The organism is Marinobacter litoralis, from assembly GCF_003336705.1.
Taxonomy (GTDB): Bacteria; Pseudomonadota; Gammaproteobacteria; order Pseudomonadales; family Oleiphilaceae; genus Marinobacter; species Marinobacter litoralis.
This window is the reverse complement of sequence record NZ_QMDL01000002.1, coordinates 729,676-755,337: the sequence shown is the minus strand read 5'-3', so window position 1 is coordinate 755,337 and position 25,662 is coordinate 729,676. Positions and strand designations below refer to the sequence as shown.

Below are 25,662 nucleotides of genomic sequence, written 5' to 3'. Positions count from 1 at the left end.
CTCTTAGGCCGGACCTCGTGTCAGTGTATGCAGTGTGACCTCCGGGGGGCAATTCAGGCGAACATTCAAGACAGATGTGCCGGAACCCGGCGAGGTGTAACCCTGCATGCCATTCACTCGCCAGAAACCCCGGCCCAGGTGCCGGGGGCAATCGGAATCCAGCGTCACAGGAATACCACCGGGCAAACAGAGCTGGCCCCCGTGGGTATGGCCGCACAGGAACAGATCGTAGCCGGCATGCGCGGCTTCGCGCCAGACTTCAGGGGTGTGGCTGAGCAATAAGCTCACACCGCCGATAGGAATGTCATCACCGGCTTTGTGCAAGTTGTGTGCTTTGTAATAGTGGGCATCATCTATTCCCGACAGATAGACGGTTTCGCCCGCGCGTTCCAGCGGGGTCATCTCGTTCATCAGCAGGCGGTAGCCCATATCCTCCAGTGCGGGCACCATGCGCACGCTGTCGTGGTTTCCCAGAACGGCGTAGGCGTCGCCCCGAATTGCGTCCCGAAGGCGTGCCATGCCGTCCAGAGAGGCATCTATCGGCCCCCAGGTAAGCTGACGGTAATCACCGGTCAGAACGCACAGGTCATATTCCAGAGGCTGGATTTGCCGGATAACCGCCTGCAGATTGTGCTCATCCATGTCCACATGCAGGTCGGTCAGGTGAAGAATCCGAAAGCCATCGAATGCAGGCGGAAGATTTGGCACAGTGAAGGTGTTGGCGGCGGTTTTCAGGATACGGCTGTTAGCCTGTGCCCGGTTGAACAGCCCGAGGGCTTTCAGGCAAAAGCGGATTAACCGAGGGGCGTTTGTGAGGTTTTCCAGATGGAAAGAACGCTTGTCCCGACCCATCAATAGGGCTTCTGACTCCTGTTCGATGCCTAGCCGCTGGCGAGCGTGCACCGGTCCTAACCGAAGGCTCAGTCTATAGAGCAGGAGTTCTTCCTCACTTTGGGGTTCGCGGACCTTCGCTGTCATGTTGATTCCCTGATGCCGAGCGGGATCTTATGCTGATCCCTGTTGTCAGTATGGTTGGTCATTGGGCATCTGCAACTGTATCGATACAATGTTCATGTTTGCTGCAGACTTATTAGGGAGCTATCGGGGAATGGGCAATGACTGAAAAGGACTCGACGGGTTCGGTGTCTGGCTGGCAGATTTTCAAAATATTTCTGCGCTTGGGGCTGACCTCGTTTGGTGGCCCGGCGGCGCATCTTGGCTTCTTCCATGACGAGTTTGTGAACCGTCGAAAATGGCTGTCCGCAGAGGCCTTTGGTGAGGTAGTAGTTTTGTGTCAGTTATTGCCTGGCCCGGCTTCCAGTCAAGTTGGGCTGACGATTGGCCTGCTGCGCGGCCGATACCAAGGGGCTTTTGCGGCCTGGCTGGGGTTTACTCTGCCGTCGGCGCTGTTGATGACCTTGTTTGCGTTCGGGCTCACGCTCTGGCCAGAAGCCAGCTCAGGCGGCTGGGTACACGGCTTGAAGCTTTTTGTTGTTGCGGTCGTAGCACAAGCTGTCTGGCAAATGGGGCGAGTGCTCTGCCCAGACCAGCCACGACGGGTGATTGCGCTGTTGGTGGCGAGTGGATTGCTGTGGGTCGGCACGGCTTGGGTGCAACTTCTGATGTTGGCCTTGGCGGCAGCGGCCGGGGTGCGTTTGAATTTGAACGCGGGCAAAGCGGCCGAGCCAATGACGGTGGGAATACAGGTTCGCAAGCCGTGGCGGTTTGCTGTGCTGTTCGCTTGCCTGTTGGTGTTTTCGTTAATGCCTCTGGCTCCGGGGTCTCTGGCATGGGTTGGGGCCGAGTTATACAAGGCCGGGGCGCTGGTGTTTGGCGGCGGCCATGTGGTCTTGCCTTGGTTGCAGGAAGGTTTTGTTGAGTCCGGACAAATGACAGCGGATACGTTCTTGGCCGGTTACGGGGCGGCTCAGGCGCTGCCTGGCCCTCTGTTTACCTTCTCGGCGTTTCTGGGCGGCATCGAAGCGGGTATTTCCGGAGCGATGATCGCCGTGCTGGCGGTGTTTTTACCAGGAACCCTTTTGGTATTTGCCGGTCTGCCGTTATGGCGCTGGATACGTAAGCACGAAAAGGCGCGTGCCGCGCTGGCGGGTGTCAATGCCGGCGTGGTTGGCCTGCTTCTGGCTGCACTGTACGATCCGGTATGGACGTCGGCCGTACAGGGTTCAATGGATTTCGCCATCGCTTTGTTACTGTGGCTGGCGTTAGCGGTTCTGCGTTGGCCCGTTTGGGGCCTCGCCCCGGTAAGTGCCATACTGGGTGTAGTCTTTTTTTAATGGGTGGATAAGATTATGAGCGAAGCGTGCAATATCCCGGGGCTAAATGTGCCCCGTAGCCGGTTTCCAGTACCTGAATATGAACTGAAGGAAAGCGAAGGTAGCGCTCATGTAGTTCTGGCTGGCGGCTGTTTTTGGTGTGTCGAGGCCGTTTTTCTAGCCATCGACGGCGTAACCCGAGTGGAATCCGGCTACGCGGGCGGCGCAGCCGATACCGCCAATTACGAGGCTGTTTGCACAGGATCAACCGGGCATGCGGAAGTGATTGATGTGCACTACGACCCGGCGAAGGTTGGTTTTGGCGAATTGTTGAGGGTGTTCTTTTCGGTAGCGCACGACCCAACGCAGCTGAACCGCCAGGGTAACGACGTGGGTACCCAGTATCGGTCAGCCGTGTTTTATGAAACCGAAGAGCAAAAGGCGCTGACAGAAGCGTACATCCAAAAGTTGAACGAGTCGGGCGTATATTCCGCGCCGGTTGTGACCTCGGTTGAGCCTTTGGAGGCTTTCTATCCGGCAGAAGCTCATCATCAGAACTTCGCTGCGCGCAATCCTTGGCAGCCCTACATAATGGCCGTTGCTGTACCCAAAATGGAAAAACTGGCGGCAGCCTGGCCTGACCGACTGAAACCCGAATTCAGTCAGGATGACCCTGACCTGGCGTGAGGAGATCCCTATGAGTATGTCTGCTGCGGGCTATGACGTAACGCCCTTGAGCAAAGCCCAGATTGAAGAAAAAGCCGCTGGGCTGACCGATGAAGAGAAACGGGTGTTGCTGGATCACGGTACCGAACACCCGTTTTGCGGCACCTTGTTGGATAACAAGAAAACCGGCGTGTATCACTGCCGCTTGTGTGACCTCCCGCTATTCGGTTCTGATGCCAAATTTGATTCCGGAACCGGTTGGCCGAGTTTCTTCCAGCCGTTCGATCCGGACCATCTTCGTTATATCGAAGACACCAGCTTGGGCATGACCCGTACAGAAATTCGGTGCGCCCGCTGTGACAGTCACCAAGGCCATGTGTTTCCGGATGGGCCGCCGCCTACCGGGCAGCGATATTGTCTGAATTCCATTTCTATGGTGTTTCGGGACGGTGCTTAATCGAGGGCTTTCGTTCCGCTAGTCGGTGACACCTGTAACTGAAGCAATATAGTCAGCCACGGCTTCAATCTGTTCCTTCGTGAGCGAGTCACCGAAGGCCGGCATTACACCAACCCCGCTCGTGACGGCGTTGATGATTTGTTCGCGTGATGGTTTTAAATCGTCCAGATTCGGGCCGATGGCACCGGAGGCTCCAGCGTCTGCAAGCGTGTGGCAGATCGTACAAGAGGGTTGCGCATCCTGCATGAACACGCGCTTTCCTTCTGGGGTGTCGCCGGCATGTGCGGGTGAAGTAATACCCCAAAGGGTTACCGAGGCAATCATTGCCGCTAGTTTCATATCGTCTGTCCAAGAATTCTCGGGGGGGGGGTGAGGTTTTCCTTACCTGTCCCCCCCGTCCAATCAACTAATGGTGACCGTTACTCCGTGGTCGCTCCAGCCATTGTGGCCGTAGCCACGTTCATTCTCTGTTCGGTTTTCGGGCTGAGTGTTGCCTTTAACATCGGTGGCCCGACTGACGATCCGGTACTCGCCATCAACAAGATCCACAGCCATAACAAATGGTCGCCAAGCGTAGGGGCCAAGATCCGGGCCCAGGAATCGAGCTGGTGACCAACTCTTTCCACCATCGGTTGAAACTTCGATTTTTTCAAGACTAACGGTGCCGCCGAAAGCTACACCATAGATCATATTGCGGCCGCTTTGGCCGGACTTCAGAGGAGCGGTTACCCAGGATTTAACGTTCATCTCCCACATGGAGGGCTGGTCGGGAGCGCCTTTTACGCCTACATCCCGAATCCGGTAGCCCGATGCCTGAATCTTCGCTTCGGTCTGGTTTTCTGTTAAGGCTACGGTTTTGACATATTTGACGTTATTGACGCCGTAATAGCCGGGCACCACCATTCTCAGCGGGCCGCCGTGAGTAAGGGTAAGAGGAGTGTCATTCATTGCCCATGCCAACAAGGCCGAGTCCATGGCTTTAACTGGAATGGATCGCTCGACGACCAGCGTTTTTGGATCCAGCCCATCAGGTAGCGCTTCGCCGCCCGTGCTGGTGATGTAACGCGCGCCATCTACCGGGCCACCGAGGGCTTCAACAACATCCTTAAGAGGTACGCCAGTCCACATGACGCAGCCTGCAGCGCCAACCGACCACTGGGTACCACCTGCGCCGTGGGCAAAGAAGGCGCGGCCGTTCCCGGAACATTGCAAAACCGAGGCTACTGTCGTGACACGCAGGGTTTTGAGTTCAGCGAGCGTCAGCGTTGCGGGCTTATTGACGCCTTCGATGCGAACCTCCCAAGCGTCCGGGTCCTCGGTGACCGAGGCCGGGGGTGCCGGAAGGTTGTTACGGACGAACAGTTTTTCACTGGGGGTGATGACGCCAGTGCCGATCGCGCCACGGTGCGTTTCCATGGTATTGGCACTGTGAACAATCAGAGCATTGCGGTCTTTCCAGGCCGCATAATCGGGCAGCGATTTGGGTTCGTCAGCTTTGGATAGCGGAGTGAACCCTAGCAAGCTCACCGCGGCCATGGCTCCGGCGCTGCCTAGCAACAAAGTCCGCCGAGATGGGTTAATGAGTTCAGGCTGGCGGGAGCGTCTGCTTAAAGCGTTTTCCTGTTTCATGACCGCCTCCTCTTGGGGGGGGGGAGTGAACGATGAGCTGAGCCGGCTAGCATAAAGTTAGCAGTGTCCACATTACATATAGGTGTTGTTTGATAATTGATCAATACTTTGGTGTGTTATTCAGCGGGTTTTGGACGCGGTATAATTTGCGGTCATCGCCAGAGCATTGATCTACGGTAGAGGGTATTTCGCATGAATCGACTGAACTTGAGCCCGTTAACGGAATCGGCAACGTTGTTGCGCCGAATTGCGGTGGTGTTGGGTTCTGTTGGCTTGACGGCCATCTACTCGTTGTTGATCTTGTTGCGAGCTTTGTTCGGCCAGCTGAATCGGCCAATTGTGGATAAGTACTGTCGGGAATGGTCGACAACGTTGCTTAAACTGGTGCGAGCCAGCCTGACCGTTCGGGGTGAAGTGCCGGATTTCAACGATGGTCGCCGGTATATCATCATGTGCACCCACGCCAGTCATTACGACATACCCATCAGTTTCGTGTCGTTGCCGGGTTCTATTCGAATGCTGTCCAAGCAGGAGCTGTCTCGTATTCCTTTGCTCGGGCAGGCCATGGCGGCGGCAGAATTTCCATGGATTAATCGTTCCAATCGCGCCGAGGCGGTTCGGGACCTGCAAAAAGCCAAATCGATGATGGAGAGCGGAATTGTGCTCTGGGCTGCGCCCGAGGGAACTCGCTCACCGGATGGCCGGCTGTTGCCTTTCAAGAAGGGGTGTTTTCATTTGGCGTTCGACACCGAGGCCGTCATCGTGCCGGTCGCCATACGCGGTGTGCACAAGGTGCTACCGGCGCGCAGTCTTCAGATTAATCTCGGGCAGCCGGTGGATGTTCGGGTGGGAGCGACATTGGACACGGCTGGTAAGAGTAAAGAGGAGTTACCGGCGGTGATGGAGGAAGTGCGGGCGCGCATGCTGGAGTTGCTCGGCGATGGTGAGCCGGAATAATTCTCCGGGCTCACCCTGCGTGAATCAATTAGGCGGCTGCCACCACGGTAGAGAACAGGTAGCCGGTGTAAGCGATATAGGCGGTTAGCAGAAGCACCCCATCGACCCGGGAGATGAGTTTGCGCCAGCCGGTGATGCCAGACCCCATCACCAACAGGGCGACGGTCAAACCGAGCATGAGTGTCCAGTCCCGATACAGCACTTCAGGATCTACCGACAAAGGTTGGATCGCTGCCGCCAGACCGACTACCGCCAATGTGTTGAAAATGCCCGAGCCCAAAATGTTGCCCAGAATCAGGTCGTGCTCGTTCTTCTTGACGGCGGCTAAGGCTGAAGCCAGTTCTGGCAGCGATGTGCCGATGGCGACGATAGTCAAACCGATGATCAGATCACTGATGCCCAGTGCCTGGGCGATCGTGACAGCGCCCCAGACCAGTATCCGTGAGCTGACGATCAGAAGGGTCAGCCCGACTACCAGCCAAATGACGGCGTTTTTCATCGGCATCGGGTGCGTAATCAATTCGGAGTCTACGCCCTCCGCCAAAGGGTCGTCTTTGCCTTTGATGCCCTGATAGATAGACCAACCCATCACCGCTGCGAACACGGCCAGCAAAACCCAGCCATCCAGCCGTGACAGCTCGCCGTCCCATAATTGGACACCGGCAATCAACGTGAGCCCAACCAATAGGGGGAGCTCTTTTCGAATAACCTGGGAGTGTACGGCGATAGGTGCGATGAGGGCGGTGAGGCCAACAATCAGCGCTATATTGGTGATGTTCGAGCCGTAACCATTACCGAGCGCCAGCCCCGGATTGCCGTCAGAAGCGGCCATCGCCGAAACCGCAAGCTCGGGCGCCGAGGTGCCAAAGCCGATGATCACCATGCCTATCAGCAAGGTCGGCATGCCCAAATGTTTGGCGGTGGCTGCGGCGCCTTCAACAAATTTATCAGCACTCCAAACCAGCAGAACCAGCCCCAGAATAATGGCACCAATAGCCATCAACATAGATAAACCTCGATTCAAAAAGTCAGGACACTTTGCGCGGACAGCGGGCAAAGTATGGATGGCGGACAAGATACAGCAAGTCAGTATTTCAGGTCAGCCCCGGGGCGCAGGATTTTCCCATATAAGCAATGATCCGCATTAACATCAGCCCAGTATCAGACTAAAGTTGCGCTGATATTGTTAACAAAAGGCGAGAGAATCGCGCCTCGTGGCAATCTTCAGCTCAGCTGGCATGTTCCAAACCAATTTGCATGCAGTTGGCAATCGCAATTTATTATTCCGGCAAAAAACGGGATAATGCGCGCAATTTCGAAAGGAAGCACAAGGCTGCGCCCTTTACCTCGCGCAGTGCCAGCTTTCGACAGGCCGCTTTGCTGATCGTGGAGCGGTACCAAGCTCAACACTAGCTAAGGTGGGAATCAATGGCCGTTAGACAGGCAGATGTAGTGCTGGTCGGTGGAGGCGTCATGAGCGCAACCCTCGGCGTGATGCTCAAGCAGCTTGATCCGTCTCTGGATATTGTCATGCTGGAGCGTCTGGACCACGTTGCTCACGAGAGTACCGATGGGTGGAACAACGCGGGTACTGGTCACGCGGGTTACTGTGAACTGAACTACACTCCTGAAACGGCCGATGGCGACGTAGAAATAGCGCGAGCGTTGCAAATTAACGCGCAGTTCGAAGTGTCGCTGCAGCTTTGGTCTTACCTTGTTGAACAAGGCATTCTGCCGGAACCAACCTCCTTCATTAATCGCACGCCGCACCAGAGCTTTGTCTGGGGTGAAGACAACGTGGCTTTTCTGAAACGCCGCTATGAGCGCCTGAAAGACCATCACCTGTTCCGGGAAATGGAGTACACCGAGAGTCCGAAGGAACTGGAAGAGTGGATGCCATTGGTGGTGGGCAACCGCAATCCGATGGAGAAGGTGGCGGCCACCCGCATCAAGCATGGCTCGGATGTGGATTTCGGCTCTCTGACCCGGAGCATGGTCAAGTGGCTGGAAGCCCAGCCTAACTTTGAGTTGATGACCAATTCACCCGTTTATTACATAGACCAGCGCGACAATGGCCGCTGGAAACTGCGGGTGAAGAACCAAAAAACCGGCGAAACCACCAAACTGGAAGCGGGTTTTGTCTTCCTGGGTGCGGGTGGTGGCGCTTTGCCGCTGTTGCAGAAATCCGGCATTGATGAAGCTCGCGGATACGGCGGCTTCCCGGTGAGTGGCCAGTGGTTGGTGTGTCAGAAGCCCGAGATTGTTAACCAGCATCATTCCAAGGTGTATGGCAAGGCACCAATTGGTGCGCCCCCGATGTCGGTGCCGCATTTGGACACCCGCATTATCAACGGCGAGCCGGCTTTGCTTTTCGGGCCTTTTGCCGGCTTTACCACCCGATTCCTCAAGCAGGGCTCCATGTTTGATCTGTTCGGCTCGGTTCGGGCCACCAACCTGCGCCCGATGCTGTCGGTGGGTAAAAGCAACATGGACCTGACCCGCTATCTGATCGGGGAAGTGTTCCAGTCTCACGCTGACCGTGTGGAAGCGTTGCGCAACTTCTTCCCGGATGCGAAGGAAGAGGATTGGACCTTGCAGATGGCCGGCCAGCGCGTGCAGATCATCAAGCAAACCAAAGAAGGCGGTGGCAAGCTTGAGTTCGGTACGGAGATTGTAGCCGCAAAAGACGGTTCTCTGGCGGCCTTGCTGGGTGCATCGCCGGGTGCGTCCACGGCGGCTAACGCGATGTTGAACGTGCTGGAGCGCTGTTTCCCTGAAAAAATGCAGACCCAAGAGTGGCAGGAGCGTATGAGAACGCTGGTGCCGTCTTACGGTCAGTCATTGGTGGAAAACGAAGAGCTCCTGAACTCTGTTCGTGAGCGCACCCTGAAGACGCTTCAGTTAAGCTGAGGTGCTCTGCCAGGCCCGATGCAGGGAAGCATCGGGCTTGTTGCGCAGATATCGTGTTGATTGATCAGAGTTGGCCGAAAGCCGCGTCGAAATCTTTGGCGGCCGCATCGGTAAACTCGAAGTTATTCCGAATATACCCCAGCGTCGCTTTTTCAGTGTCGGTCACGCCCTGCCCATCCTGGGCCGACTTGAACAGATCCGCCACCTCGTCTTTTGACAGTTTGCCTTCCCCCTTTCCCGTTGTGTGCTTGCGCGCGAGTTCCAGCAGTTCTTTTTCGTATTTTTGACCATCAATCGTTTCGTAAGCCATAGCTGAGCCAACCCCATTGAACAGTGATTGCAAGATGCCCAAGGCCTTGTGGCCTCGCTGCGGGCAGGCAAAAGAACGCGGGCGTCCTACGACAAGCCTGATCTCTTTATACAAGCACAAGCTTTCGGGTTGCGCAAATAATGACCAGGTGGTTGCTAGGGAACCACCGCATAAGCAAGAATTTCGACCAGCATTTCTTCCCGGGCAAAGCCGGAGACGATGATCGCGGCCCGGTTCGGATAAGGCTCAGACACGAAGTCGGCGTACACGCGGTTCACTGTCGCCAAGTCTTCACGGTCGGTCACGTAGATCACCACCTGCGTGAGGTCGGACACCTGACTGCCTGCACTTTCCAGCGTTTGTTTCAGGTTGGCGAGCGTTTGAGTGATCTGGGCCTCAATGCCGCCTTCGACCACTTTGCCGTCGGCATCAATGGGGATTTGGGCCGTAAACAACAGGCCATTGCCGACCGTGGCCCACGCAAGCGGGGATTTCGAGGCGGGCAGGTTGGTGTTTACCGGATACGGGGTCATAGGAGCTCCTTAATCGTTGTCGTTGGTGCCTGCGCCAGCGCCTTGGCGTGAGTCTTCCGAGGATTCCACCAGCATTTTTGTTGCCAGAAGTTTCAGGCGATCCCAAAGTTCCGGGTCCACTTCGATGCCATCAACCAGCGACCGTTCATGCCAGTCCAGCATGGCGGCGCGGTTTTGCAGAATCAGATCATTGGCCGGTGCATCGGGTTTGAGGTTAGGCAGCAGGTCCACATGGTTCACCATCACGAGCGTGATGCCGTTGTTGGGTTCTGTGTCGTCGGGTGTCGATGCCAACCCGTACATGCAGATTTCAGGCTCTGCTTCGCCGGATTTAAAACTCACCAGAATTTCGGTCAGTGGTTCGTGAGAGTTGCGCCAGAATGCCGTTACGCTCATGCCTCGGCGCGCAATGCGAGACAGATAGCCCACAATCAACATGCGGTTGTGGCAATGGCGTATTTTGGTGACGGAAAGGCCGCGGGCGCGGCATTTTGCATACCCCAACTCGATCGCCAGGCTGGCGTGACCGAGCACGGTTTTGTTCTCGGCATCGACCACGCACAAATCCGCGTCTTGGTAGATCAGTTTCGGCGACTGGGATTTATCCTCGTTTTGCAAGAAATCCAGACCCTTCCTGAGCGCGGCTATGCCGTCCAGCCCATGGGCTTCCATCCAGGCCACCATATCAGCGGCATCGTTGGCATCACCTTCGGTAAAGCCGATGGCGATGAAGGCTTTTCGGGACAGCCCCTGTAATTCGTTAAACGAGACTTTCATGGCTGTTCACCCTGCACAACGTGGTGGTTATCGAGGATAGGCTCAACCGGGAAGCCCCAGTCATCCAGCTGTTCCAGTGAGCGTCCCGGGCGGCACAGTTCCCGCGCAAGCGGTGCACCCTGGAATAAGGTGATGCGTACCCAGCGGTCAGACTTCGGATCAAAACGACTGGCACCAAAAAACGACAACTTGGTGCGCAACAGGTGCATCGGTTTCATATTCCGGTGCCATAAGTTGGCGCGAATTTCGCCATACGGCGTTTCGCCCATGGTTTGAATGCGGCGCACGCAATCTTTCTGTTCCGGATGGGCGAGCAGGAACTCCACCACCATGGCGTTCGGGTTGTCGGCCACAAACGGTTCGAGTTTGGCGTAGCAACGGCTGATACGCGGGCCAATGGCCAGCGCCAGCTCTTTCTCAGCGCCGGATTCGGCCCCGCGTACACCAAGCCGGGGCTCTTCTTTCTCAATCGAGCGGTACCAGAACCAATAGTTGTCCTCGGGGCAGTTCTCGCGGTATTGGAGGGCCCAGTCAAATTTTTGCTCGATCAGTGCTTTTAACTGCCGGACTTTCATGTCCGGTTGCAGGTCCATAGACTCTTCACAGCCGAGTTCATCATCCAGCTTGTCCACCAGGTCCGGGTACAGTTCAATCAACAAGGTGTTGATCAGTTCTTGCGCCTCCAGCGAGCATTGCTCTTCGGCCCACGCAATCAGCTCTTCATACAGCCCGGGGTGTGCCAAAGTTCGGTCGAGCCAATCGACGGTTTCCGCGATGGATTTGGCGGTGCTCTGATTGCGCAGCGTCTGTTCCGGGTCTTCGGTTTTGGTTTGCTGCAGGTGCGTAAGTGCGCGCGCCATTAGCTCTCGCAGTTTGGCGTGTATTTGCTCAGTGGCGGGGTTTTCCCGAACGTATGCGAGCGCCCGCTCCCGGGTATAGACCCACTGCTGGATTAGCTGTGGGTGGTTGATCAGGAACGGGGCCATACCCAGGCCTGTGGAATTACCGATGCCCAGATAACGCTCCAGTTCCGGGTGCAAAGGCACCGCCTGACCGGGGGCTTTGGCTTGAGCCAGGTGATTGAGCTGATCAATCGAGAACTGGCGCAGCACGTAAACGGCGAGCATTTGTGCTGCGAACGGCCGGCTGAAATCCGAGTTCCGCTGAAGCCGCGCGAAATCGGCGATGCCGAACTTGCCGTTACCGTAAACTGCGGTGGTGCGGTACAGATACCCGACCGCCGTCAGCCAGGCCGGGTCCGGCTGTTGGCCAGAGGATAAGGCTTCGACAAACTGGCTGAAGTTGCGCAGGCTTTTGTTGGCGCGGGAAAGCACCAGCACCCGAGGGTGCTGCCGCCCCGCTTCTTGCAATGGCACATTGGCTTCCATTTGCTCCAGCAAAGAGGTTTCGACCTCGCCTTCCACCATGGCAAAGGTGACATCCCAGGCTTCGGCGATCACCCGGTCAGAGCGTAATTCTGCAGGCAACTCCCGACAGAAAATCACGCAGTGGTAGCAGTTTTCCGGGGTGGTGATGCGGTACACCGCCAATCCGTGGCCGTTGCTATCCAGATCAAACTGCGTGTTCACCACCTGCCACCGCTCCGCAATCATTTTGCGCATCAGTGAGCGGACAAAACTCAGCCGGCTGGCAAACATGCTGCCCAGTCGTTCCAGCTTCATCACGTCATTGGCTGGACGCATGTTGTTGGGGATCGATGAAGAGGTTGCTGAAATCATGATGTCACCCTTGCCTGTTTGGCCTACCGTTTATTCTAGCTAGTGTGGGATGAGGTTCTGCTCGCGAGCCATGGCATAAGCCGCTTTCGGGCCAAGCCATAGTGACGGCAGCAGAATGAGTGAAACCGGAATGGCAGTTAATACAATGAACTGCTGCAACACACTGATCTGACCGGCCCCCATGAAGAGCAGGATGGCGGCCATGCCGGCCATGGCGATGCCCCAGAACGCTCGAACAAAGGTGTTGGGCTGGTCGTGGCCCGAGCTGACGACGGCAATGGAGTAGCTCATAGAGTCGCCCGTGGTGGCCACAAAGACGGTTGTCAGAATCAGAATGGCAAGTGCCATAAAACCGCCACCGGGAAGCGCCTGAGCAACGGTCAGGGTTGCGACATCAAACCGGAAGTTGTTCAGCGCATCCGTCAGGTCGATCACGCCGGTGGACTGGTAATAGATGCCCGAGCCGCCCAACAGTGTGAACCAGATGGTGGTGGCTACAGGGGCCATCACCGCAACCGCCAGAATCATGCTGCGGATGCTTCGGCCGCGGGAAATCCGCGCCACGAAAATCGCCATCAGCGGGGCGTAGCCCAGGAACCAGGCAAAGAAGAATACGGTCCACCACTGCATCCACCAGCCGGGCGCGGTTTCCGCGGTCATGGTGGCCATGGTCATGAAGGAGGATAGGTACTCGCCCATGCCCTGAACGTAGGTGTTGGTGAGGAACAGCGTTGGCCCGAATACGAAAATGATGGCTGCGACCGCCAGCGCCAGAAACACGTTCATGCGGCTCAGGAACTGGATGCCACGGTGAATGCCGGTTACTGCCGAGGTCACGTAGATAATGGCGAGCGCAATGAGGATTGCCATCTGTGTCACTAAACCGTCGGTCAGGCCGAACAATTCGCTAAGGCCAAAGCTCATCTGAGTGGCCAGAAAACCGATGGGGCCCACCGTGCCAGCCACCACCGCGATCACGCAGCAAGCGTCTACAACACTACCAAGCCAGCCGCTCATGATGTGTTCGCCAAACACTGGATAGAGCAGAGTACGTGGTTGCAACGGTTTGTCGTTTACATAGTGGGCATGGGCCAGAACAATCGCAGCCAGAGTGCCGAGGACTGCCCACGCCAGGAAGCCCCAATGCATAAACGACTGCGCCATCGCATGAGGAATGGCCGCGGCCGTGCCGGACTCAGAGGTGAACGCGGGTGGGGTGACAACATAATGGTAAATGGGCTCGCCGGCGGCAAAGAACACACCGCCTCCGGCCAGCAAGGTGCACATGATGATGGAGAGCCAGCGGAAGGTGCTCATCTCGGGCTGGTCCAGATTACCAATCTTGGCTCGGGCTGCCGGTGTGCAGGCCACGCCAATGGCAATGAAGAAGGTGGCCAGCAGCAACAGCTGGAAGTAGGTGCCGAAGACTCTCGCCGTCCAGCCAAAGCCTTCGCCAATCACCTCGGCAACGGCTTTGAGGTCGAACAGCGAGAAGCCGACAAACAGCACGATAAAGCCAACGCTGAGGGTCAGTACCACCGGATCGCCAAGTTGGGCTATGGAGTAGTCCCCGCCTGACCTGATGTTGTTGTTTTTCATCACGCGTACCTTTGTTGTTTTAGCGCTTGTTCGTTAACAGGGTGCCCGGCATGTAGCACCCCGAAGGGCTCAGGTGCGAGCCCGGGTGCCAATTTCCAGTTGCCGCAGCCAGTTAAGGCCCATGATTTTTTCGACTTCTCCTTCGCTGAATCCCTTGCGCCGAAGCCCTTCGATAATGGCCGGGAAGTCCCGGTTGTCTTTGAACCACGACAGCGGTCTTGGCCAACCCGCGTTGTTTTTATTGCCTTCGCCAAAATCCATTTCTTTTGACCAGCGGCCATTGCGCATCCAGTCCAGAACCGATTGGGGCTGGCCCTGGCACAAATCGGTGCCAATACCGATGTGATCAATGCCCATCAACTCGGCGGTGTCCGCCACCATGTTGCAGAAGCTTTCCAGCGTGCAGTCGGGCCCGTCCTTCAGGTGAAACGGGTACACCGAGAAACCGAGTATTCCGCCGCTTTCTGCAATGGCCTTCAGCACCGTATCGGACTTGTTGCGCTTCGCCGGGTGAAAAGACGCCGGATTGGCGTGGGAAATAATCACCGGCCGGCTAGAGAGTTCGATGGCATCCAGTGTGGAACGTTCCGAGCTGTGGGACATGTCGATGATCATGCCCACCCGGTTCATCTCCGCGATGGCCTGTCGGCCAAATCGGCTTACGCCACTGTCTTCCGCTTCGTAACAACCAGCGGCCAAAAGACTTTGGTTGTTGTAGGTCAGCTGCATGATCATCAGGCCCAGCCTGCGCATGACCTCGATCATGTCGATGTCGTCTTCGATGGGTGAGCAGTTCTGTGCACCGAAGAACACGCCCACGCGATTGCTTTCCTGCGCGCGGCGGATGTCCTCAACTTCGTACACCGGCATGATCAGATCGTTGTGTTGTTCGAACCGGCGGTTCCAGTCACCAAAGCGCGACAGCGTCTCGCGGGTGTTTTCGTGGTACACCAAGGTGGCGTGCACCGCCGAGACTCCCCCGGCGTGCATCTGTTCAAATATCTCCCGGGACCAGTTGGAGTATTGCAGTCCATCGATCGTCAGCATGGTGCTTCTCCTCGGATCAGGCCCGCACGTAGCAGGTTTTTACAACGGTGTAGAACTCGCGGGCGTACTGGCCTTGCTCGCGGGGGCCGAAGCTGGAGTTTTTGCGGCCACCAAAGGGTACGTGGTAGTCGGTACCCGCCGTCGGCAGGTTGACCATCACGCAGCCGGTTTGCGCCCGGGCTTTGAAATCCGAGGCGATCTTCAGGGAATTGGTGATGATGCCGGCGGTCAGGCCGTACTGGGTATCGTTCAGCGTGGCCAATGCGGTTTCGTAGTCGGGCACCCGGATCACACAAGCAATCGGGCCGAAGATTTCATCCCGGTTGATTGCCATGGTGTTCGTAGTGCCGGTGAACAGCGTTGGCGCCATGTAGTAGCCATCGTTTTCCGCTTCAACCCTTGAGCCACCGTAGGCTAGTGTGGCGCCATCAGCCTTGGCCCGCTCGATCCAGGCCAGATTGGATTCCAGTTGGCGTTTGTCGGCAATGGGGCCGATCTGTACGCCGTCTTCCAGCGCGTGCCCGACTTTGGCAATCTCCAACCGTGCTTTCAGCTTGGACACGAACTCGTCATGAACCGCATCGGTCACAATCAGGCGGGACGATGCGGTGCACTTTTGCCCGCTGCCGGAATAGGCACCGTTAAAGGCGGCTTCAACAGCCAGATCGAGGTCGGCATCGTCCAGCACAATGAGGGCGTTTTTCGAACCCATTTCAAGCTGGCATTTGACCAAGTTACCCACGGTGGCGGCGGCTACTCGGCGGCCCACTTCCAAAGACCCGGTAAAGGTAATGGCCTGCACACCCGGGCTGCTGATCAGGGTTTCGCCGGTTTCACCGCCGGACCCCATGACCAGGTTAAAGGTGCCGGCAGGCAGATCCTGCTTGCTGATGATTTCGGTCAGAGCCCAAGCGCTGGCTGGCACCAGATTGGCGGGCTTGAACACCACCGCGTTGCCAAAGGCCAGGGCGGGGGCGATTTTCCAAACGGCGGTCGCCATCGGGAAGTTCCAGGGGCTGATGACGCCAACCACGCCCAGTGGTTCGCGGCGGATGTCGATTTCAACGCCAGGCCGGACTGACTCGGCGCGCTCGTCGATCTGACGGAGCACTTCTGCCGCGTAATAGTGGAAGAACTGGCCGGAGCGGTAGACTTCGCCTTTGCCTTCCGCCAAAGGTTTGCCTTCTTCGCGGGACAAGAGTTCGCCCAGTTCGTCCTGCCGGGCAATGAGTTCATCACCAATCGCCATCAAAATTTTGTAGCGTTGCTCAAGCCCGCTTTTGCTCCACTGCGCGAAGCCGCTCTGAGCAGCGCTAATGGCCTGCTGGGTTTGTTCTGCGCTGGCCTGATCAAACTCGCCGATAATGTCGCTAAGGTCCGACGGGTTAATGTTGGTTACGGTTTTGGTGCCGGTAACCCACTGGCCATTGATGTAAAGCGGATGAGAATTGGTCATGAGAGCCTCCTTATTTTCGATGCACTCATGCTAGTCAAGATGCAATAATAAGGATAATCAATAAAAAAGATTGAAAGATAAGTAATCCTTATGGGGTGGTGGTCATGTTGCCAGAGCTGAAAATCCAGCAGTTACGTTATGTGATTACCGTGGTCGACGAAGGCGGGTTCAATGCCGCCGCCAAACGGGTGCATCGCACTCAGCCTGCGCTGTCGATGGCGGTTCGGGAACTTGAGCAGCGGCTGGGGCAGGATATTTTTGAACGAGGGGGTAAAAGCCAGCTGACTCCGTTTGGCCAGTTTTGTCTGCCTAGGTTTCGCGAGTTATTGGGGCAGCATGACCGAGTGGTGAAAGACGTGGTTGGCCAGGCGGATGGCCGGCAGGGTCACGTGCACATAGCAACGGTACCGTCGGTGGCCAGCCGCATCATGCCGCCCTTACTGGCGGATTTTATCGAGCGCTTCCCGGATTTAACCATCAGTCTGCACGATGAGAATGCCCATTACGTGTGTCAGATGGTGGCCCAAGGCGAGGTGGATCTGGGCATTACCAGTTTATGGCAAAGTGATGACGACCTTGATTACACCCATTTATTCGAAGATAAGGTTGGTGTGGTGTGTCATCGAAGTCACCCGCTGGCCAGTCGGTCATCGATTGATTGGCAAAGTTTGCAGGGCGAAAAGCTGATCCGGAACGGCACCTCGAGGTTATTGATGGGGACTGAGGCATCCGAACTTGTCGAAAACAGCGCCTTCTACATTTCCAATATGATTTCTCTGATCGCCATGTTGGAAGCAGGGGCAGGCGTTACGACCTTGCCGCAGCTCGCGTTTCCGGAACATAACGCGAACCTCTGCTTTATTCCGCTTCAGGAGCCCGATGTGGTGCGCCGGATTGGCTTGGTCAAGGCGAGTAATCGAACCTTGGCGCCGGCCGCGCAAATCATGGAAGGGTTTTTGCTGGAAAGGCTGAAAGACGAGCCGGAATAAGGAAGGGATGCCGTGGCCAAGCTCAAAGAGCTTGGCCACGGATCTATACAGCTTAAGCTTAGCTGTGCTGCAGCACGACTTTTTCTTCAATGATCTTCTGCTCGCGGGCCATCGCGTAGGCGGCTTTAGGGCCGAGCCACAGTGACGGCAGCAGAATGAGAGAAACCGGGATGGCAGTGATTACAATGAATTGCTGCAATACACTGATCTGACCGGCACCCATGTACAGCAGAATTCCGGCCATGGCCGCCATCGCCATACCCCAGAAGGCACGAACGAAGGTTTTCGGCTGGTCGTGGCCAGAGCTGACGACCGCAATGGAGTAGCTCATGGAGTCGCCAGTGGTCGCCACAAAAATCGTGGTCAGTATCAGAATGGCCAGCGCCATAAATCCACCGCCGGGCAGGGCCTGAGCGACCGTCAGTGTCGCCACGTCAAAGCGGAAGTTGTTCAATGCTTCAGCCAGATCGATCACACCGGTCATCTGGTAGTAAATGCCGGAGCCACCCAGCAGGGTGAACCATACGGTGGTCGCAATCGGGGCCATAACCGCGACGGCAAGAATCATTTCCCGAATGCTTCGGCCGCGAGAAATACGAGCAACGAAGATGGCCATGAGCGGCGCATAGCCGATGAACCAGGCGAAGAAGAACACCGTCCACCACTTCATCCACCAGTTAGGTGCGGTATCTGCCGTCATGGTCGCCATGTCGAGGAAGGACGACACGTACTGACCCATGCTTTGCATGTAGGTGTTCGTGAGGAACAGCGTCGGGCCAAAGACAAAAATGATGGCTGCAATCGCCAGCGCCAGGAAGACGTTCATCCGGCTCAAAAACTGAATGCCGCGGTGCACGCCGGTAACGGCTGATGTTACGTAAATGGCGGCCAGAGCTGCCAGAATGGCCATTTGTGTTCCAAGCCCATCGGTCAGACCGAACAGTTCGCTGAGGCCAAAGCTCATCTGAGTCGCCAAAAAGCCGATCGGGCCAACGGTGCCCGCGACAATGGCAATCACGCAGAATGCGTCTACAACGCTGCCTACCCAGCCGCTCATGATGCGTTCACCGAAGATCGGGTAAAGCAGAGTGCGGGGTTGGAGAGGGTTGCCTTTCACGTAATGGGTGTGAGCCAGCACAATGGCCGCCAACGTGCCGAGTACAGCCCAAGCCAAAAAACCCCAGTGCATAAACGATTGCGCCATGGCACTGGCCACGGCCTCAACGGTGCCGGGCTCAGTGTCAAATGCCGGTGGCGTGACCACAAAGTGGTAAACCGGCTCGCCGGCCGCAAAGAATACGCCGCCCCCGGCCAGTAGTGTGCACATAATGATGGAGAGCCAGCGGAAGGTGCTCATTTCCGGGCGGTCCAGATTACCGATTTTTGCTTTTGCAGCGGGAGTGCAAGCCAAGCCAATTGCAATAAAGAAGGTTGCCAGTAGCAACATCTGGAAGTACGTGCCAAAGAACTTGGCAGTCCAGGTGAAGCCGCTGCCGATCGCATCAGCGACGCCTTTGAGGTCGAACAAAGAAAAGCCTACAAACAGCGCAATAAAGCCAACACTGAGCGTAAGTACTACCGGGTCACCAAGTTGAGCTATCGAATAGTCTCCACCTGATTTTTGGTTACCCTGAGCCATAACATGAGCCTTTTTTAATGCATCTTTTAATCTTGGCGCGCGACAGTGCCACAAATAAACCAGCAATTCCAATGCATGGCAGGATTTTCTGCAAACGCACAAAATGAAGGTTAATCGGCATTAGGATGCCGATTAACTCATACAAGTGTAGTTATTAGTGGGATATTTGCTTGCCCGGCTTGGTAATTACGGCAGATCGGGCAGGGGGCATGGCTTTATACATGCCCACGCATTAAGTCGGCGTGTGCAGCCTTCCGTGACGGGCTTCACCAACGTAAAACGCAGGCTTGGCGCCTGGAAATGCCCAAAACGGCGTCATTTCGGAAGAAGGGAATACGTTAGGGAAACGTGGGTCGCGCTGAGAAGGCCCGGCGATGGTCTTTTCCTGCACCATCGAGATGTACTGGTCGATGGAGTTCTCGAGCGTGTTGCCATTGATGATGACCTCGGTTCCGATTGTTTTGGCGTATTTCGCTACGCCGCTGGCGGCCGAAAGGTGCGGAGCGTAAGAGTCCACGCTGACACCGTTCTCGCTGGTGACCCACAGGCCTTCATCGGTGTGAACAACAATGGAGTGATTGCCCTCGGTGTGCCCCGGCGTGTGCACCAGCGCGACGCCATCGCCCAGCATGATCGAGCCGTCAAATTTGATGACCTTGTCTTCGGGCACTCCGGCAATGCCTGACGGGCAATACCAGTCTGCTTGGTACGGATTTAAATCCTGGGCAGATTCCCACTCACGCCAGTGCACCAGCAACTTGGCATTCGGGAATACCGCCTGCTCCTGATCGGTGCCCAGCCAGCGGCGCACATCCTGAGTATGCAGGTGGTCGTAGGTGATGTAGTCGATGTCTTCCGGCTTCAGGCCTAGGCTGGCAACAACCGCCGGCGCGGTGGTTTGCCGGTCCACAATCATGTTGGTGAAAAGACTTGGCGTGTTGTCCTGCAGGCGCCGGAAAAATGGCGTTTCGCCGTTGCGCTTGTAGTCGGATGGCGACACCAGCATGGTCTTTACGCCTTCCTCAGTATCAAACTGCACCACAAAAACGCGGTTCTGTATATGCACGTACTCCACCAGTCGTTCCCGAGAGAAGGCGTTGCGCAATCCGTACCGTGCGGGGTAGGGCACTTTCACGAGATCGAACGATCGGAAATATCGCGCTTTCGGCCCTGCCAGCATGGTCTTCCGGAAACCCTCTGCGGCGGCGCGGGTGTCTTCAACGCGGGCTTGCTGGCCGTACGCACTGCGTGAATTGTCAAAGTCGGTGATCTGTTTGAAAAGTGTCATCGGTTATCTCTTGTTGTTCTCAGCGGAAGTTGTCGGATTCAAAGTTTTTGCGGCCACGTTCCACGGCACGGCGCGTCATGCGCAAGAAAAAGGTTGGCACCGCATTGGAAAGCCGGCCCAGCAGCTTGTCTTGCCACGGCAGGAAGTATTCCAAAGGTTGTTTTTTCAGAACCGGCCCGAGTACGGCTTGGGCGACGTCTTCAGGCGTTAACGCTCGGCTGCTGGCAAAGGTTAGTGCGGAGTTATCGTCGCCGCGCTGCTGTTCCAGCATGGCAGTTTTGACCGGGCCTGGGCCGACCAGTGACACCGCAATACCGTGACGACGAAGGTCACCAGCCGCGGCAATGCTAAAACCGCGCACGGCAAATTTACTGGTGGCGTAAACCGCATTACCCGGAACCGCGCACAAGGAAGCCAGTGAGCCGATGTTAATAATATGGCCGCGATGGCCGCTGGATAGCATGTGCGCGGCAGCTGCGTTGGTGCCAAAAATCACGCCTTTCACGTTCACGTCCAGCGTCAGATTGATGTCTTTGCTGTCCAGGTCGCCGGTACGGCCGCTGCGAAGCACCCCGGCTCCATTGATCAGCACGTCTACTTTCACCTGATCAGAAGCAAGGCGCTGGAATAATGCCTGCCATTGATCGTTGTCCCTAACGTCGAGGGTTTCGCAGCGCACCGCGCTCTGGTTTGCCCAGCGCTTGGCGAGCCCCTCGGCGTTCATGTCGGCGGCGATGACGCTGTGGCCGCTCTGAATCGCTTGTTCAATGATGCATGCGCCTATGCCGCATGCGGCACCCGTTACCATTATTAACATCGATGTTCCTCTCGACCGGGTTGGACATTACTGTTCGACGGATTTCTAACGACAACGGTGACAAAGTGCCTCGTCACTCGCTTGACACGGGCTGCCACGTTTTTAACACTTTACGCCAGCCCATCGATGTCGAGAGTTATATGACCGTTCGCCGCCGATCTATTCCGGCCAGCTTTGCCCTTGCGCTTTATGAGTATCTTGACCAGCGTGGTATCGATGCCGACGCGCTTTTGCCGGTGCCGAGGCCGCCGCAGGACTCCCTATTAAATGCAGATATACCGATAGAACTCTGGCGGCAGCTACTTGAGTGCGCCGCGCAGCATTTGGATGATCCACAGCTGGGGCTTCACCTCGGGCAAACCATCATACCGCGCCATGCGGGGGTGCTTGGCTATGTGATTATGGCTTCTGAAAACCTCGGGGAAGCCATTGCCCACTTCCATCGCTACCAGCGACTGATCTACGACGTGACTCCGCTGATCGTCCGTCAGGATGAGCAGGCGATGGAGCTGGTTTGGGATGCGGAACATGGCCGTCCGGGGCCGTTGGTGGACGAAACGGCCGTTACGGCGCTGGTTAATTTCATCCGACGCCTGACGTTTTCGGGCCTTGTGCCAAAGAGGGTGGATTTTATAAATGCCACGCCCGCGAATATTGACGCCTACACCGAGTACTTCGGTTGCCCGGTCAGGTTCGAGCAGCCAGAAACCGTAATCCGTATAGCGGCCGACAGCTTGGGCCACCCGCTACGAACCTCGGACCCCGCGATGCTGACGATGCTGGAAGCTCAGGCCGATGCGCTCTTGGCCCGCTTGCCATTGAAATCTCCGTTGGTCGATGAGGTGCGCCGGCGGATTGGGCGGTTGTTGTCGGAACAGCAGCCGGATATCGGCACCGTTGCCGCCAATATGGGGGTGTCCACACGCACGTTGCAACGCCAGTTAGCAGCGGAAGGCTCCAGCTTTCTGAAAGAAGTTGCGGCAGTACGGCGCGAAATTGCGGAGCGCTACTTGCGGGAAACCAACTTGGGACTGGTCGATATTGCGCTGATACTGGGTTATTCGGAGCACAGTGCGTTTACGCGGAGTTTCATCCGATGGACCGGGATGACGCCGATTGCGTATCGGCGCGGAAGGTCGAGGAGCTAGCTCCCCGCAGCATGGCTTGCAGTAATTCCTCGGCATCAAACTTGGTTAGGGCTTCGTTGGCTCCGACTTGATTGGCATAGCTAAGACTCATCTCGCTGTTTAGTGAGGTGTGCAAAATGATGTAAGGCTGTTTGAGGGACGAGTTATCTCGTACATTGAACGCCAGCTCATAGCCATCCAGCCCCGGCATTTCGATGTCGCTGACTAATATCTCGATGGGATGACCCGAGCCGTGCTCTTTGAGCAATATGTCGAGTGCGTCGCTACCGTTAGTGGTGACGTGGTAGTGAATGCCTTTGCTATCGAGGACATCGGATAGTTGCTTACGGGCGACCTGGGAGTCGTCGACCAGCAGAATATTCAGGGAACCGAGTGTTTCGCTCTGCACCTCTGAAAGCATCACTTCTTGAGTGTCGAGAGACTCTGGGTACACCTTGGCCAACAAAAGTTCCACGTCCAGCAGCTGAATGATATTGCTACCAGTATCGAGCAGTCCTGTAATAAAGACGTTAGCGCCAAGCGCCTTGGGAGGCGGCATCACGCTTTTCCAGTCAGTCTCGATAATTTGCTGAACGCCGCGAACCAAAAAGCCGATTTCCCGTCGCTGGACGTCAGTCACTATGATGGATGCGTTCTCCCGCTCTTCTTTGGTGAGAGCCGGATAGCCAACGGCCGCTGACATGTCAATCACCGGCACCGCAGAACCTCGAAAAGTCGCGGTGCCAATCACCGCATGATGGCTGTGCGGCAGCTTGGTCACGCGACGGAAGGGCAGTATTTCGCGGATTTTCAGCGTACCGATACCAAATAGCCTCGAACCGAACAGGCGGAACAGCAGAAGTTTCTGGGACTGCTTCCCTTGATTGGACATAAAACGATCCTAAAACGAAAGGGGACTCTGCGTTGGAGAGCGCCGTGGGCAGAGTGTCGGTGTATAAACGAAAAAAGCCCCTGAAGTCAGGGGCTTTGCACCTATTTTATGGCCCACAGAAAATCACAAAAACTCATAAAACAGCCACTTACAAAAACGGCATTTCACACATAACCACTCAAAACCGCAGTTACGTTGACGCATTGTGGACACATTCAGTCGCTATAACATAGCGGCGCTATTGCGCGAGAAATTCAGTTTCAGGGTGCCAATGGCTCACCAATACAGTTTTCAAAAATATCTGCAAGGGGAGCGTAGTTACAAACCACGGTGGCTTCGTTTGCTTTAATCCACCTCTCCGGATTTATTCCTTCCCATGTGATGTCGAACCCAGCGTTCACGATGAGATGTTCGAAGAAGATCCTTTGAGCCCGTCCGTTGCCCTCTCTGAACGGATGAATCATATTGATGTCACCGTAGTATTCTGCGGCCTTTGCGACCAACTGATCCCTGGAGAGCGAAGTAAGGTAGTCCTCTTTTCTGAGCATGCCGAATATCTTGCCGGATTCCTTCTCGATCCATTGCACATTGCAGAACCGAGTGTCCGCTTTCGAGATATCAACCGTTCTCAATTTCACCGGCCCAAGAGTAGATCTCCTGGAGCAGCACACGATGAATCGCTTTAAGGTAGTTCAAGTCATAAGGTGGAGGGCTGAACTCGATGGTATCGGCATTGACGTTCGAGATCTCTCGTTCTGCTTCGTGTAGCAGCTCGCCATCCCTAATGTCGAGAAGGTTGATTAGAACATCTGAGTTTTCATAGCAGTAGCTGTCGTTGCCGACGCCATACTTATTAAGCACACTTCATAGCCAGCTTTTTGTATTTCTGGATCAGTGTGGTTTTGCTCGGCATTTTGGCGCTTTCTTTCATGTGAAAGCCTTCCAGACGCATGCTGGCACGGTAGTTCGCCATCCTGGTCTTTCTCACGTGTGCCGCTTTCTGCTCGTCTGAGGGCATTCTAGTGTCTGCGTTTCGAGCCATCGTAATATAACCCTCTATTCGTTCGATAAACTTGCTCGGTTTTAGCATGATGATACGTTCAAAGAAGCTTCAACCAGCCAATCGTCAGTATATCAGTTCTTCAAAGTCTTACCATTAAGGCTAGAGCTGTTTTGGCTCTATGAGTTTGTTGTATCGTTAGTCCGCGCTATCGCCGAGTCCAAGCCACTTGGGCATGTTTCGATACCTATCGGCAAAAGACGACCTCACACTAGACCCGCCTGAAAACGGGTGTTTTGCTTGTTTCAAGCTCTGCATCCAGCCCATCTCATAGGCGACTCGGATCGGTAGGGGGTCTCGTAGACTCTCCTCGCTTATCGTGCTCATAAGATTCAGAAGGGAGTGTAATCCCTCCAGAAAATAATCGAGGTTTTGAGTAGAGGTAGTACCTGCAGACAAAAAAAGCCCCTAAATTAGGGGCTTAATTCGGTTGGTTTGGTGGAGACGGCGGGAATTGAACCCGCGTCCGCCAGCACTATGCCTTGAGATCTACATGTTTATGTCCTTCTATTGATTTAACCTCAAGCGACCCGAAGGCCAGGGTGCAAGAGGCGAGTTCTTTAAATCTTAGCCGCTAGCCAGTGAACTCTGGATAACGGAGCATCCCGTAAGCGATGACGTCCTGAGATGTTGCTTCCGGGCTACGGGCGACCCGGTCAGGACGACTAGCAGCTTACGCTGCTAGTGCGTAGTTTTCGTCGTTTGCGACTATTGCATTGCAGCTTTGGATTAACGAGATTCGCTGCCATCTCGACATGCACCCAAGGGTTCGCCACCAGCGTCGAAGCCATGTCGTCCCCTTATCCACAGTATATGTGGGCGCCTTGCTTAACTTCAAGGCTTGTTTGTTGCGGTTTGTACGATCAGCCGGCGTTTTCGCGCATGATTCGTTGTTTCTGACGGTTCCAGTCGCGCTCTTTCTCGGTGGCGCGCTTGTCGAACAGCTTCTTTCCTTTCACCAAGGCGATTTCACATTTCACCTTGTTGCCTTTCCAATACAGTGCAAGAGGTACGCAGGTCTGGCCGGCCTGGCTGGTTTCGCCAATCAGCTTGGCCAGTTCTTTGGCGTGCAGAAGCAACTTGCGCGTGCGGGTCGGGTCGGCTATCACGTGAGTGGAGGCAGCGGTCAGTGGCTGAAAATGAGCGCCCAGCAAAAAGGCTTCGCCGTCTTTCAGCAATACGTAGGCATCGGTGATCTGGCCCTTGCCGGCCCGCAACGATTTAACTTCCCAGCCGAGCAGGGCGATACCCGCTTCGAAGCGTTCCTCTATATGGTATTCATGTTTCGCCTTTTTGTTGAGGGCGATGGTGCTGCTGGGCATACCAGGCTTTTTCTTGCTCATGAAACCTTCTCGGAATCTGAAAAATGAATCTGCTGGCCAAGTGTATGGCTATCAGCAAAACGAGCATTGTAGCCCAGTAGGGCCAGACGGGTCACGATTTGACCCGGAAAGGCCTGTCGGCATTCGTACCTAGGCCACACTGTCGGCTACAATA

24 protein-coding genes, 1 other RNA gene and 1 pseudogene are annotated in these 25,662 nt (G+C 55.8%); 7 read left to right on the top strand and 19 right to left on the bottom strand.

The genetic code is table 11. The annotated features are described in order from the left end of the window. Window positions 1-3: 3 nt before the first annotated feature. On the bottom strand, window positions 4-978 hold the full coding sequence (locus tag DOQ08_RS09060) for a metallophosphoesterase (RefSeq protein ID WP_114334571.1): 975 nt from the start codon (window positions 976-978) through the stop codon (window positions 4-6). A 137-nt stretch (window positions 979-1,115) separates the two neighbouring features. On the opposite strand from DOQ08_RS09060, the gene chrA reads away from it, so the two are divergent. From chrA to msrB, 3 genes are read left to right on the top strand one after another with little or no spacing between them, the layout of a single operon-like run. Continuing rightward, window positions 1,116-2,294 carry a chromate efflux transporter gene (gene chrA, locus DOQ08_RS09055; protein ID WP_114334570.1) on the top strand — a complete coding sequence of 393 codons (1,179 nt, stop codon included), beginning with the start codon at window positions 1,116-1,118 and terminating at the stop codon, window positions 2,292-2,294. Window positions 2,295-2,309: 15 nt separating this feature from the next. Then, window positions 2,310-2,960: a peptide-methionine (S)-S-oxide reductase MsrA gene (msrA, locus tag DOQ08_RS09050; RefSeq protein ID WP_114334569.1), complete on the top strand. Its 651-nt coding sequence runs from the start codon at window positions 2,310-2,312 to the stop codon at window positions 2,958-2,960. Window positions 2,961-2,970: 10 nt separating this feature from the next. Continuing rightward, the gene (gene msrB, locus DOQ08_RS09045; RefSeq protein WP_114334568.1) at window positions 2,971-3,396 is read left to right on the top strand and encodes a peptide-methionine (R)-S-oxide reductase MsrB; all 426 of its coding nucleotides are present in this window, start codon (window positions 2,971-2,973) and stop codon (window positions 3,394-3,396) included. Between the two features lie 18 nt (window positions 3,397-3,414). Here msrB and sorU read toward each other — a convergent pair whose 3' ends face one another. Further along, window positions 3,415-3,735 (bottom strand): SorU family sulfite dehydrogenase c-type cytochrome subunit, encoded by a 321-nt coding sequence (gene sorU / locus DOQ08_RS09040; RefSeq protein ID WP_114334567.1) that lies wholly within the window; start codon window positions 3,733-3,735, stop codon window positions 3,415-3,417. Window positions 3,736-3,798: 63 nt separating this feature from the next. Continuing rightward, on the bottom strand, window positions 3,799-5,025 hold the full coding sequence (gene sorT / locus DOQ08_RS09035) for a SorT family sulfite dehydrogenase catalytic subunit (RefSeq protein WP_114334566.1): 1,227 nt from the start codon (window positions 5,023-5,025) through the stop codon (window positions 3,799-3,801). Window positions 5,026-5,217: 192 nt separating this feature from the next. Between sorT and DOQ08_RS09030 the strand changes: the two genes are divergently transcribed. Beyond that, window positions 5,218-5,982 carry a lysophospholipid acyltransferase family protein gene (locus tag DOQ08_RS09030; RefSeq protein ID WP_114334565.1) on the top strand — a complete coding sequence of 255 codons (765 nt, stop codon included), beginning with the start codon at window positions 5,218-5,220 and terminating at the stop codon, window positions 5,980-5,982. 28 nt (window positions 5,983-6,010) lie between these two features. On the opposite strand, the gene DOQ08_RS09025 is transcribed toward DOQ08_RS09030, so the two are convergent. Beyond that, window positions 6,011-6,988: a calcium/sodium antiporter gene (locus DOQ08_RS09025; protein WP_206074826.1), complete on the bottom strand. Its 978-nt coding sequence runs from the start codon at window positions 6,986-6,988 to the stop codon at window positions 6,011-6,013. A 422-nt stretch (window positions 6,989-7,410) separates the two neighbouring features. On the opposite strand from DOQ08_RS09025, the gene mqo reads away from it, so the two are divergent. Next, on the top strand, window positions 7,411-8,892 hold the full coding sequence (gene mqo / locus DOQ08_RS09020; RefSeq protein WP_114334564.1) for a malate dehydrogenase (quinone): 1,482 nt from the start codon (window positions 7,411-7,413) through the stop codon (window positions 8,890-8,892). Between the two features lie 64 nt (window positions 8,893-8,956). On the opposite strand, the gene DOQ08_RS09015 is transcribed toward mqo, so the two are convergent. The 7 genes from DOQ08_RS09015 to DOQ08_RS08985 form a co-directional block, all read right to left on the bottom strand. Next, the gene (locus DOQ08_RS09015) at window positions 8,957-9,316 is read right to left on the bottom strand and encodes a hypothetical protein (protein ID WP_227537559.1); all 360 of its coding nucleotides are present in this window, start codon (window positions 9,314-9,316) and stop codon (window positions 8,957-8,959) included. Window positions 9,317-9,357: 41 nt separating this feature from the next. Next, window positions 9,358-9,735 (bottom strand): RidA family protein, encoded by a 378-nt coding sequence (locus DOQ08_RS09010; RefSeq protein ID WP_114334562.1) that lies wholly within the window; start codon window positions 9,733-9,735, stop codon window positions 9,358-9,360. Between the two features lie 9 nt (window positions 9,736-9,744). After that, window positions 9,745-10,512: an Ldh family oxidoreductase gene (locus DOQ08_RS09005; protein ID WP_114334561.1), complete on the bottom strand. Its 768-nt coding sequence runs from the start codon at window positions 10,510-10,512 to the stop codon at window positions 9,745-9,747. Continuing rightward, complete coding sequence (locus DOQ08_RS09000; protein WP_114334560.1) at window positions 10,509-12,251, bottom strand: hypothetical protein; 1,743 nt, start codon at window positions 12,249-12,251, stop codon at window positions 10,509-10,511. Before DOQ08_RS09000 ends, DOQ08_RS09005 begins: the two co-directional genes overlap by 4 nt. Before the next feature lie 39 nt (window positions 12,252-12,290). After that, window positions 12,291-13,850 (bottom strand): BCCT family transporter, encoded by a 1,560-nt coding sequence (locus tag DOQ08_RS08995; RefSeq protein ID WP_114334559.1) that lies wholly within the window; start codon window positions 13,848-13,850, stop codon window positions 12,291-12,293. 69 nt (window positions 13,851-13,919) lie between these two features. Beyond that, window positions 13,920-14,897 (bottom strand): dipeptidase, encoded by a 978-nt coding sequence (locus tag DOQ08_RS08990; RefSeq protein WP_114334558.1) that lies wholly within the window; start codon window positions 14,895-14,897, stop codon window positions 13,920-13,922. A gap of 16 nt (window positions 14,898-14,913) precedes the next feature. Next, window positions 14,914-16,353 carry an aldehyde dehydrogenase family protein gene (locus DOQ08_RS08985; RefSeq protein WP_114334557.1) on the bottom strand — a complete coding sequence of 480 codons (1,440 nt, stop codon included), beginning with the start codon at window positions 16,351-16,353 and terminating at the stop codon, window positions 14,914-14,916. 104 nt (window positions 16,354-16,457) lie between these two features. On the opposite strand from DOQ08_RS08985, the gene DOQ08_RS08980 reads away from it, so the two are divergent. Continuing rightward, on the top strand, window positions 16,458-17,342 hold the full coding sequence (locus tag DOQ08_RS08980) for a LysR family transcriptional regulator (protein WP_114334556.1): 885 nt from the start codon (window positions 16,458-16,460) through the stop codon (window positions 17,340-17,342). A gap of 58 nt (window positions 17,343-17,400) precedes the next feature. On the opposite strand, the gene DOQ08_RS08975 is transcribed toward DOQ08_RS08980, so the two are convergent. The 3 genes from DOQ08_RS08975 to DOQ08_RS08965 form a co-directional block, all read right to left on the bottom strand. Then, on the bottom strand, window positions 17,401-18,981 hold the full coding sequence (locus tag DOQ08_RS08975) for a BCCT family transporter (RefSeq protein ID WP_114334555.1): 1,581 nt from the start codon (window positions 18,979-18,981) through the stop codon (window positions 17,401-17,403). 232 nt (window positions 18,982-19,213) lie between these two features. Continuing rightward, complete coding sequence (locus DOQ08_RS08970; RefSeq protein ID WP_114334554.1) at window positions 19,214-20,269, bottom strand: MBL fold metallo-hydrolase; 1,056 nt, start codon at window positions 20,267-20,269, stop codon at window positions 19,214-19,216. Between the two features lie 19 nt (window positions 20,270-20,288). Further along, entirely contained in the window at window positions 20,289-21,086 is a 798-nt protein-coding gene (locus DOQ08_RS08965; protein WP_114334553.1) for an SDR family NAD(P)-dependent oxidoreductase, read from the bottom strand. A 140-nt stretch (window positions 21,087-21,226) separates the two neighbouring features. Between DOQ08_RS08965 and DOQ08_RS08960 the strand changes: the two genes are divergently transcribed. Next, complete coding sequence (locus DOQ08_RS08960; RefSeq protein ID WP_165823637.1) at window positions 21,227-22,234, top strand: AraC family transcriptional regulator; 1,008 nt, start codon at window positions 21,227-21,229, stop codon at window positions 22,232-22,234. On the opposite strand, the gene DOQ08_RS08950 is transcribed toward DOQ08_RS08960, so the two are convergent. From DOQ08_RS08950 to smpB, 5 genes and pseudogenes are all read right to left on the bottom strand, one after another. Further along, window positions 22,176-23,105: a chemotaxis protein gene (locus DOQ08_RS08950; protein ID WP_114334552.1), complete on the bottom strand. Its 930-nt coding sequence runs from the start codon at window positions 23,103-23,105 to the stop codon at window positions 22,176-22,178. The genes DOQ08_RS08960 and DOQ08_RS08950 overlap by 59 nt on opposite strands. Before the next feature lie 260 nt (window positions 23,106-23,365). Then, window positions 23,366-23,966, bottom strand: a pseudogene (locus tag DOQ08_RS16070) (putative adenosine monophosphate-protein transferase Fic). Continuing rightward, window positions 23,959-24,123 (bottom strand): YhfG family protein, encoded by a 165-nt coding sequence (locus DOQ08_RS15950; protein ID WP_227537558.1) that lies wholly within the window; start codon window positions 24,121-24,123, stop codon window positions 23,959-23,961. The pseudogene DOQ08_RS16070 and the gene DOQ08_RS15950 overlap by 8 nt, the downstream one beginning before the upstream one ends. A 478-nt stretch (window positions 24,124-24,601) precedes the next feature. After that, window positions 24,602-24,965: a transfer-messenger RNA gene (ssrA, locus tag DOQ08_RS08930) on the bottom strand. 63 nt (window positions 24,966-25,028) lie between these two features. Continuing rightward, a complete protein-coding gene (smpB, locus tag DOQ08_RS08925; RefSeq protein WP_114334549.1) occupies window positions 25,029-25,508 on the bottom strand; it encodes an SsrA-binding protein SmpB in 480 nt (159 codons plus the stop codon). Window positions 25,509-25,662: the final 154 nt, after the last annotated feature.

Coding starts and splice junctions, on each gene's coding strand:
- DOQ08_RS09060 (WP_114334571.1), bottom strand. CDS start 978: ATGACAGCGAAGGTCCGCGAACCCCAAAGTGAGGAAGAACTCCTGCTC.
- chrA (WP_114334570.1), top strand. CDS start 1,116: ATGACTGAAAAGGACTCGACGGGTTCGGTGTCTGGCTGGCAGATTTTC.
- msrA (WP_114334569.1), top strand. CDS start 2,310: ATGAGCGAAGCGTGCAATATCCCGGGGCTAAATGTGCCCCGTAGCCGG.
- msrB (WP_114334568.1), top strand. CDS start 2,971: ATGAGTATGTCTGCTGCGGGCTATGACGTAACGCCCTTGAGCAAAGCC.
- sorU (WP_114334567.1), bottom strand. CDS start 3,735: ATGAAACTAGCGGCAATGATTGCCTCGGTAACCCTTTGGGGTATTACT.
- sorT (WP_114334566.1), bottom strand. CDS start 5,025: ATGAAACAGGAAAACGCTTTAAGCAGACGCTCCCGCCAGCCTGAACTC.
- DOQ08_RS09030 (WP_114334565.1), top strand. CDS start 5,218: ATGAATCGACTGAACTTGAGCCCGTTAACGGAATCGGCAACGTTGTTG.
- DOQ08_RS09025 (WP_206074826.1), bottom strand. CDS start 6,988: ATGTTGATGGCTATTGGTGCCATTATTCTGGGGCTGGTTCTGCTGGTT.
- mqo (WP_114334564.1), top strand. CDS start 7,411: ATGGCCGTTAGACAGGCAGATGTAGTGCTGGTCGGTGGAGGCGTCATG.
- DOQ08_RS09010 (WP_114334562.1), bottom strand. CDS start 9,735: ATGACCCCGTATCCGGTAAACACCAACCTGCCCGCCTCGAAATCCCCG.
- DOQ08_RS09005 (WP_114334561.1), bottom strand. CDS start 10,512: ATGAAAGTCTCGTTTAACGAATTACAGGGGCTGTCCCGAAAAGCCTTC.
- DOQ08_RS09000 (WP_114334560.1), bottom strand. CDS start 12,251: ATGATTTCAGCAACCTCTTCATCGATCCCCAACAACATGCGTCCAGCC.
- DOQ08_RS08995 (WP_114334559.1), bottom strand. CDS start 13,850: ATGAAAAACAACAACATCAGGTCAGGCGGGGACTACTCCATAGCCCAA.
- DOQ08_RS08990 (WP_114334558.1), bottom strand. CDS start 14,897: ATGCTGACGATCGATGGACTGCAATACTCCAACTGGTCCCGGGAGATA.
- DOQ08_RS08985 (WP_114334557.1), bottom strand. CDS start 16,353: ATGACCAATTCTCATCCGCTTTACATCAATGGCCAGTGGGTTACCGGC.
- DOQ08_RS08980 (WP_114334556.1), top strand. CDS start 16,458: ATGTTGCCAGAGCTGAAAATCCAGCAGTTACGTTATGTGATTACCGTG.
- DOQ08_RS08975 (WP_114334555.1), bottom strand. CDS start 18,981: ATGGCTCAGGGTAACCAAAAATCAGGTGGAGACTATTCGATAGCTCAA.
- DOQ08_RS08970 (WP_114334554.1), bottom strand. CDS start 20,269: ATGACACTTTTCAAACAGATCACCGACTTTGACAATTCACGCAGTGCG.
- DOQ08_RS08965 (WP_114334553.1), bottom strand. CDS start 21,086: ATGTTAATAATGGTAACGGGTGCCGCATGCGGCATAGGCGCATGCATC.
- DOQ08_RS08960 (WP_165823637.1), top strand. CDS start 21,227: ATGACCGTTCGCCGCCGATCTATTCCGGCCAGCTTTGCCCTTGCGCTT.
- DOQ08_RS08950 (WP_114334552.1), bottom strand. CDS start 23,105: ATGTCCAATCAAGGGAAGCAGTCCCAGAAACTTCTGCTGTTCCGCCTG.
- DOQ08_RS15950 (WP_227537558.1), bottom strand. CDS start 24,123: ATGCCCTCAGACGAGCAGAAAGCGGCACACGTGAGAAAGACCAGGATG.
- smpB (WP_114334549.1), bottom strand. CDS start 25,508: ATGAGCAAGAAAAAGCCTGGTATGCCCAGCAGCACCATCGCCCTCAAC.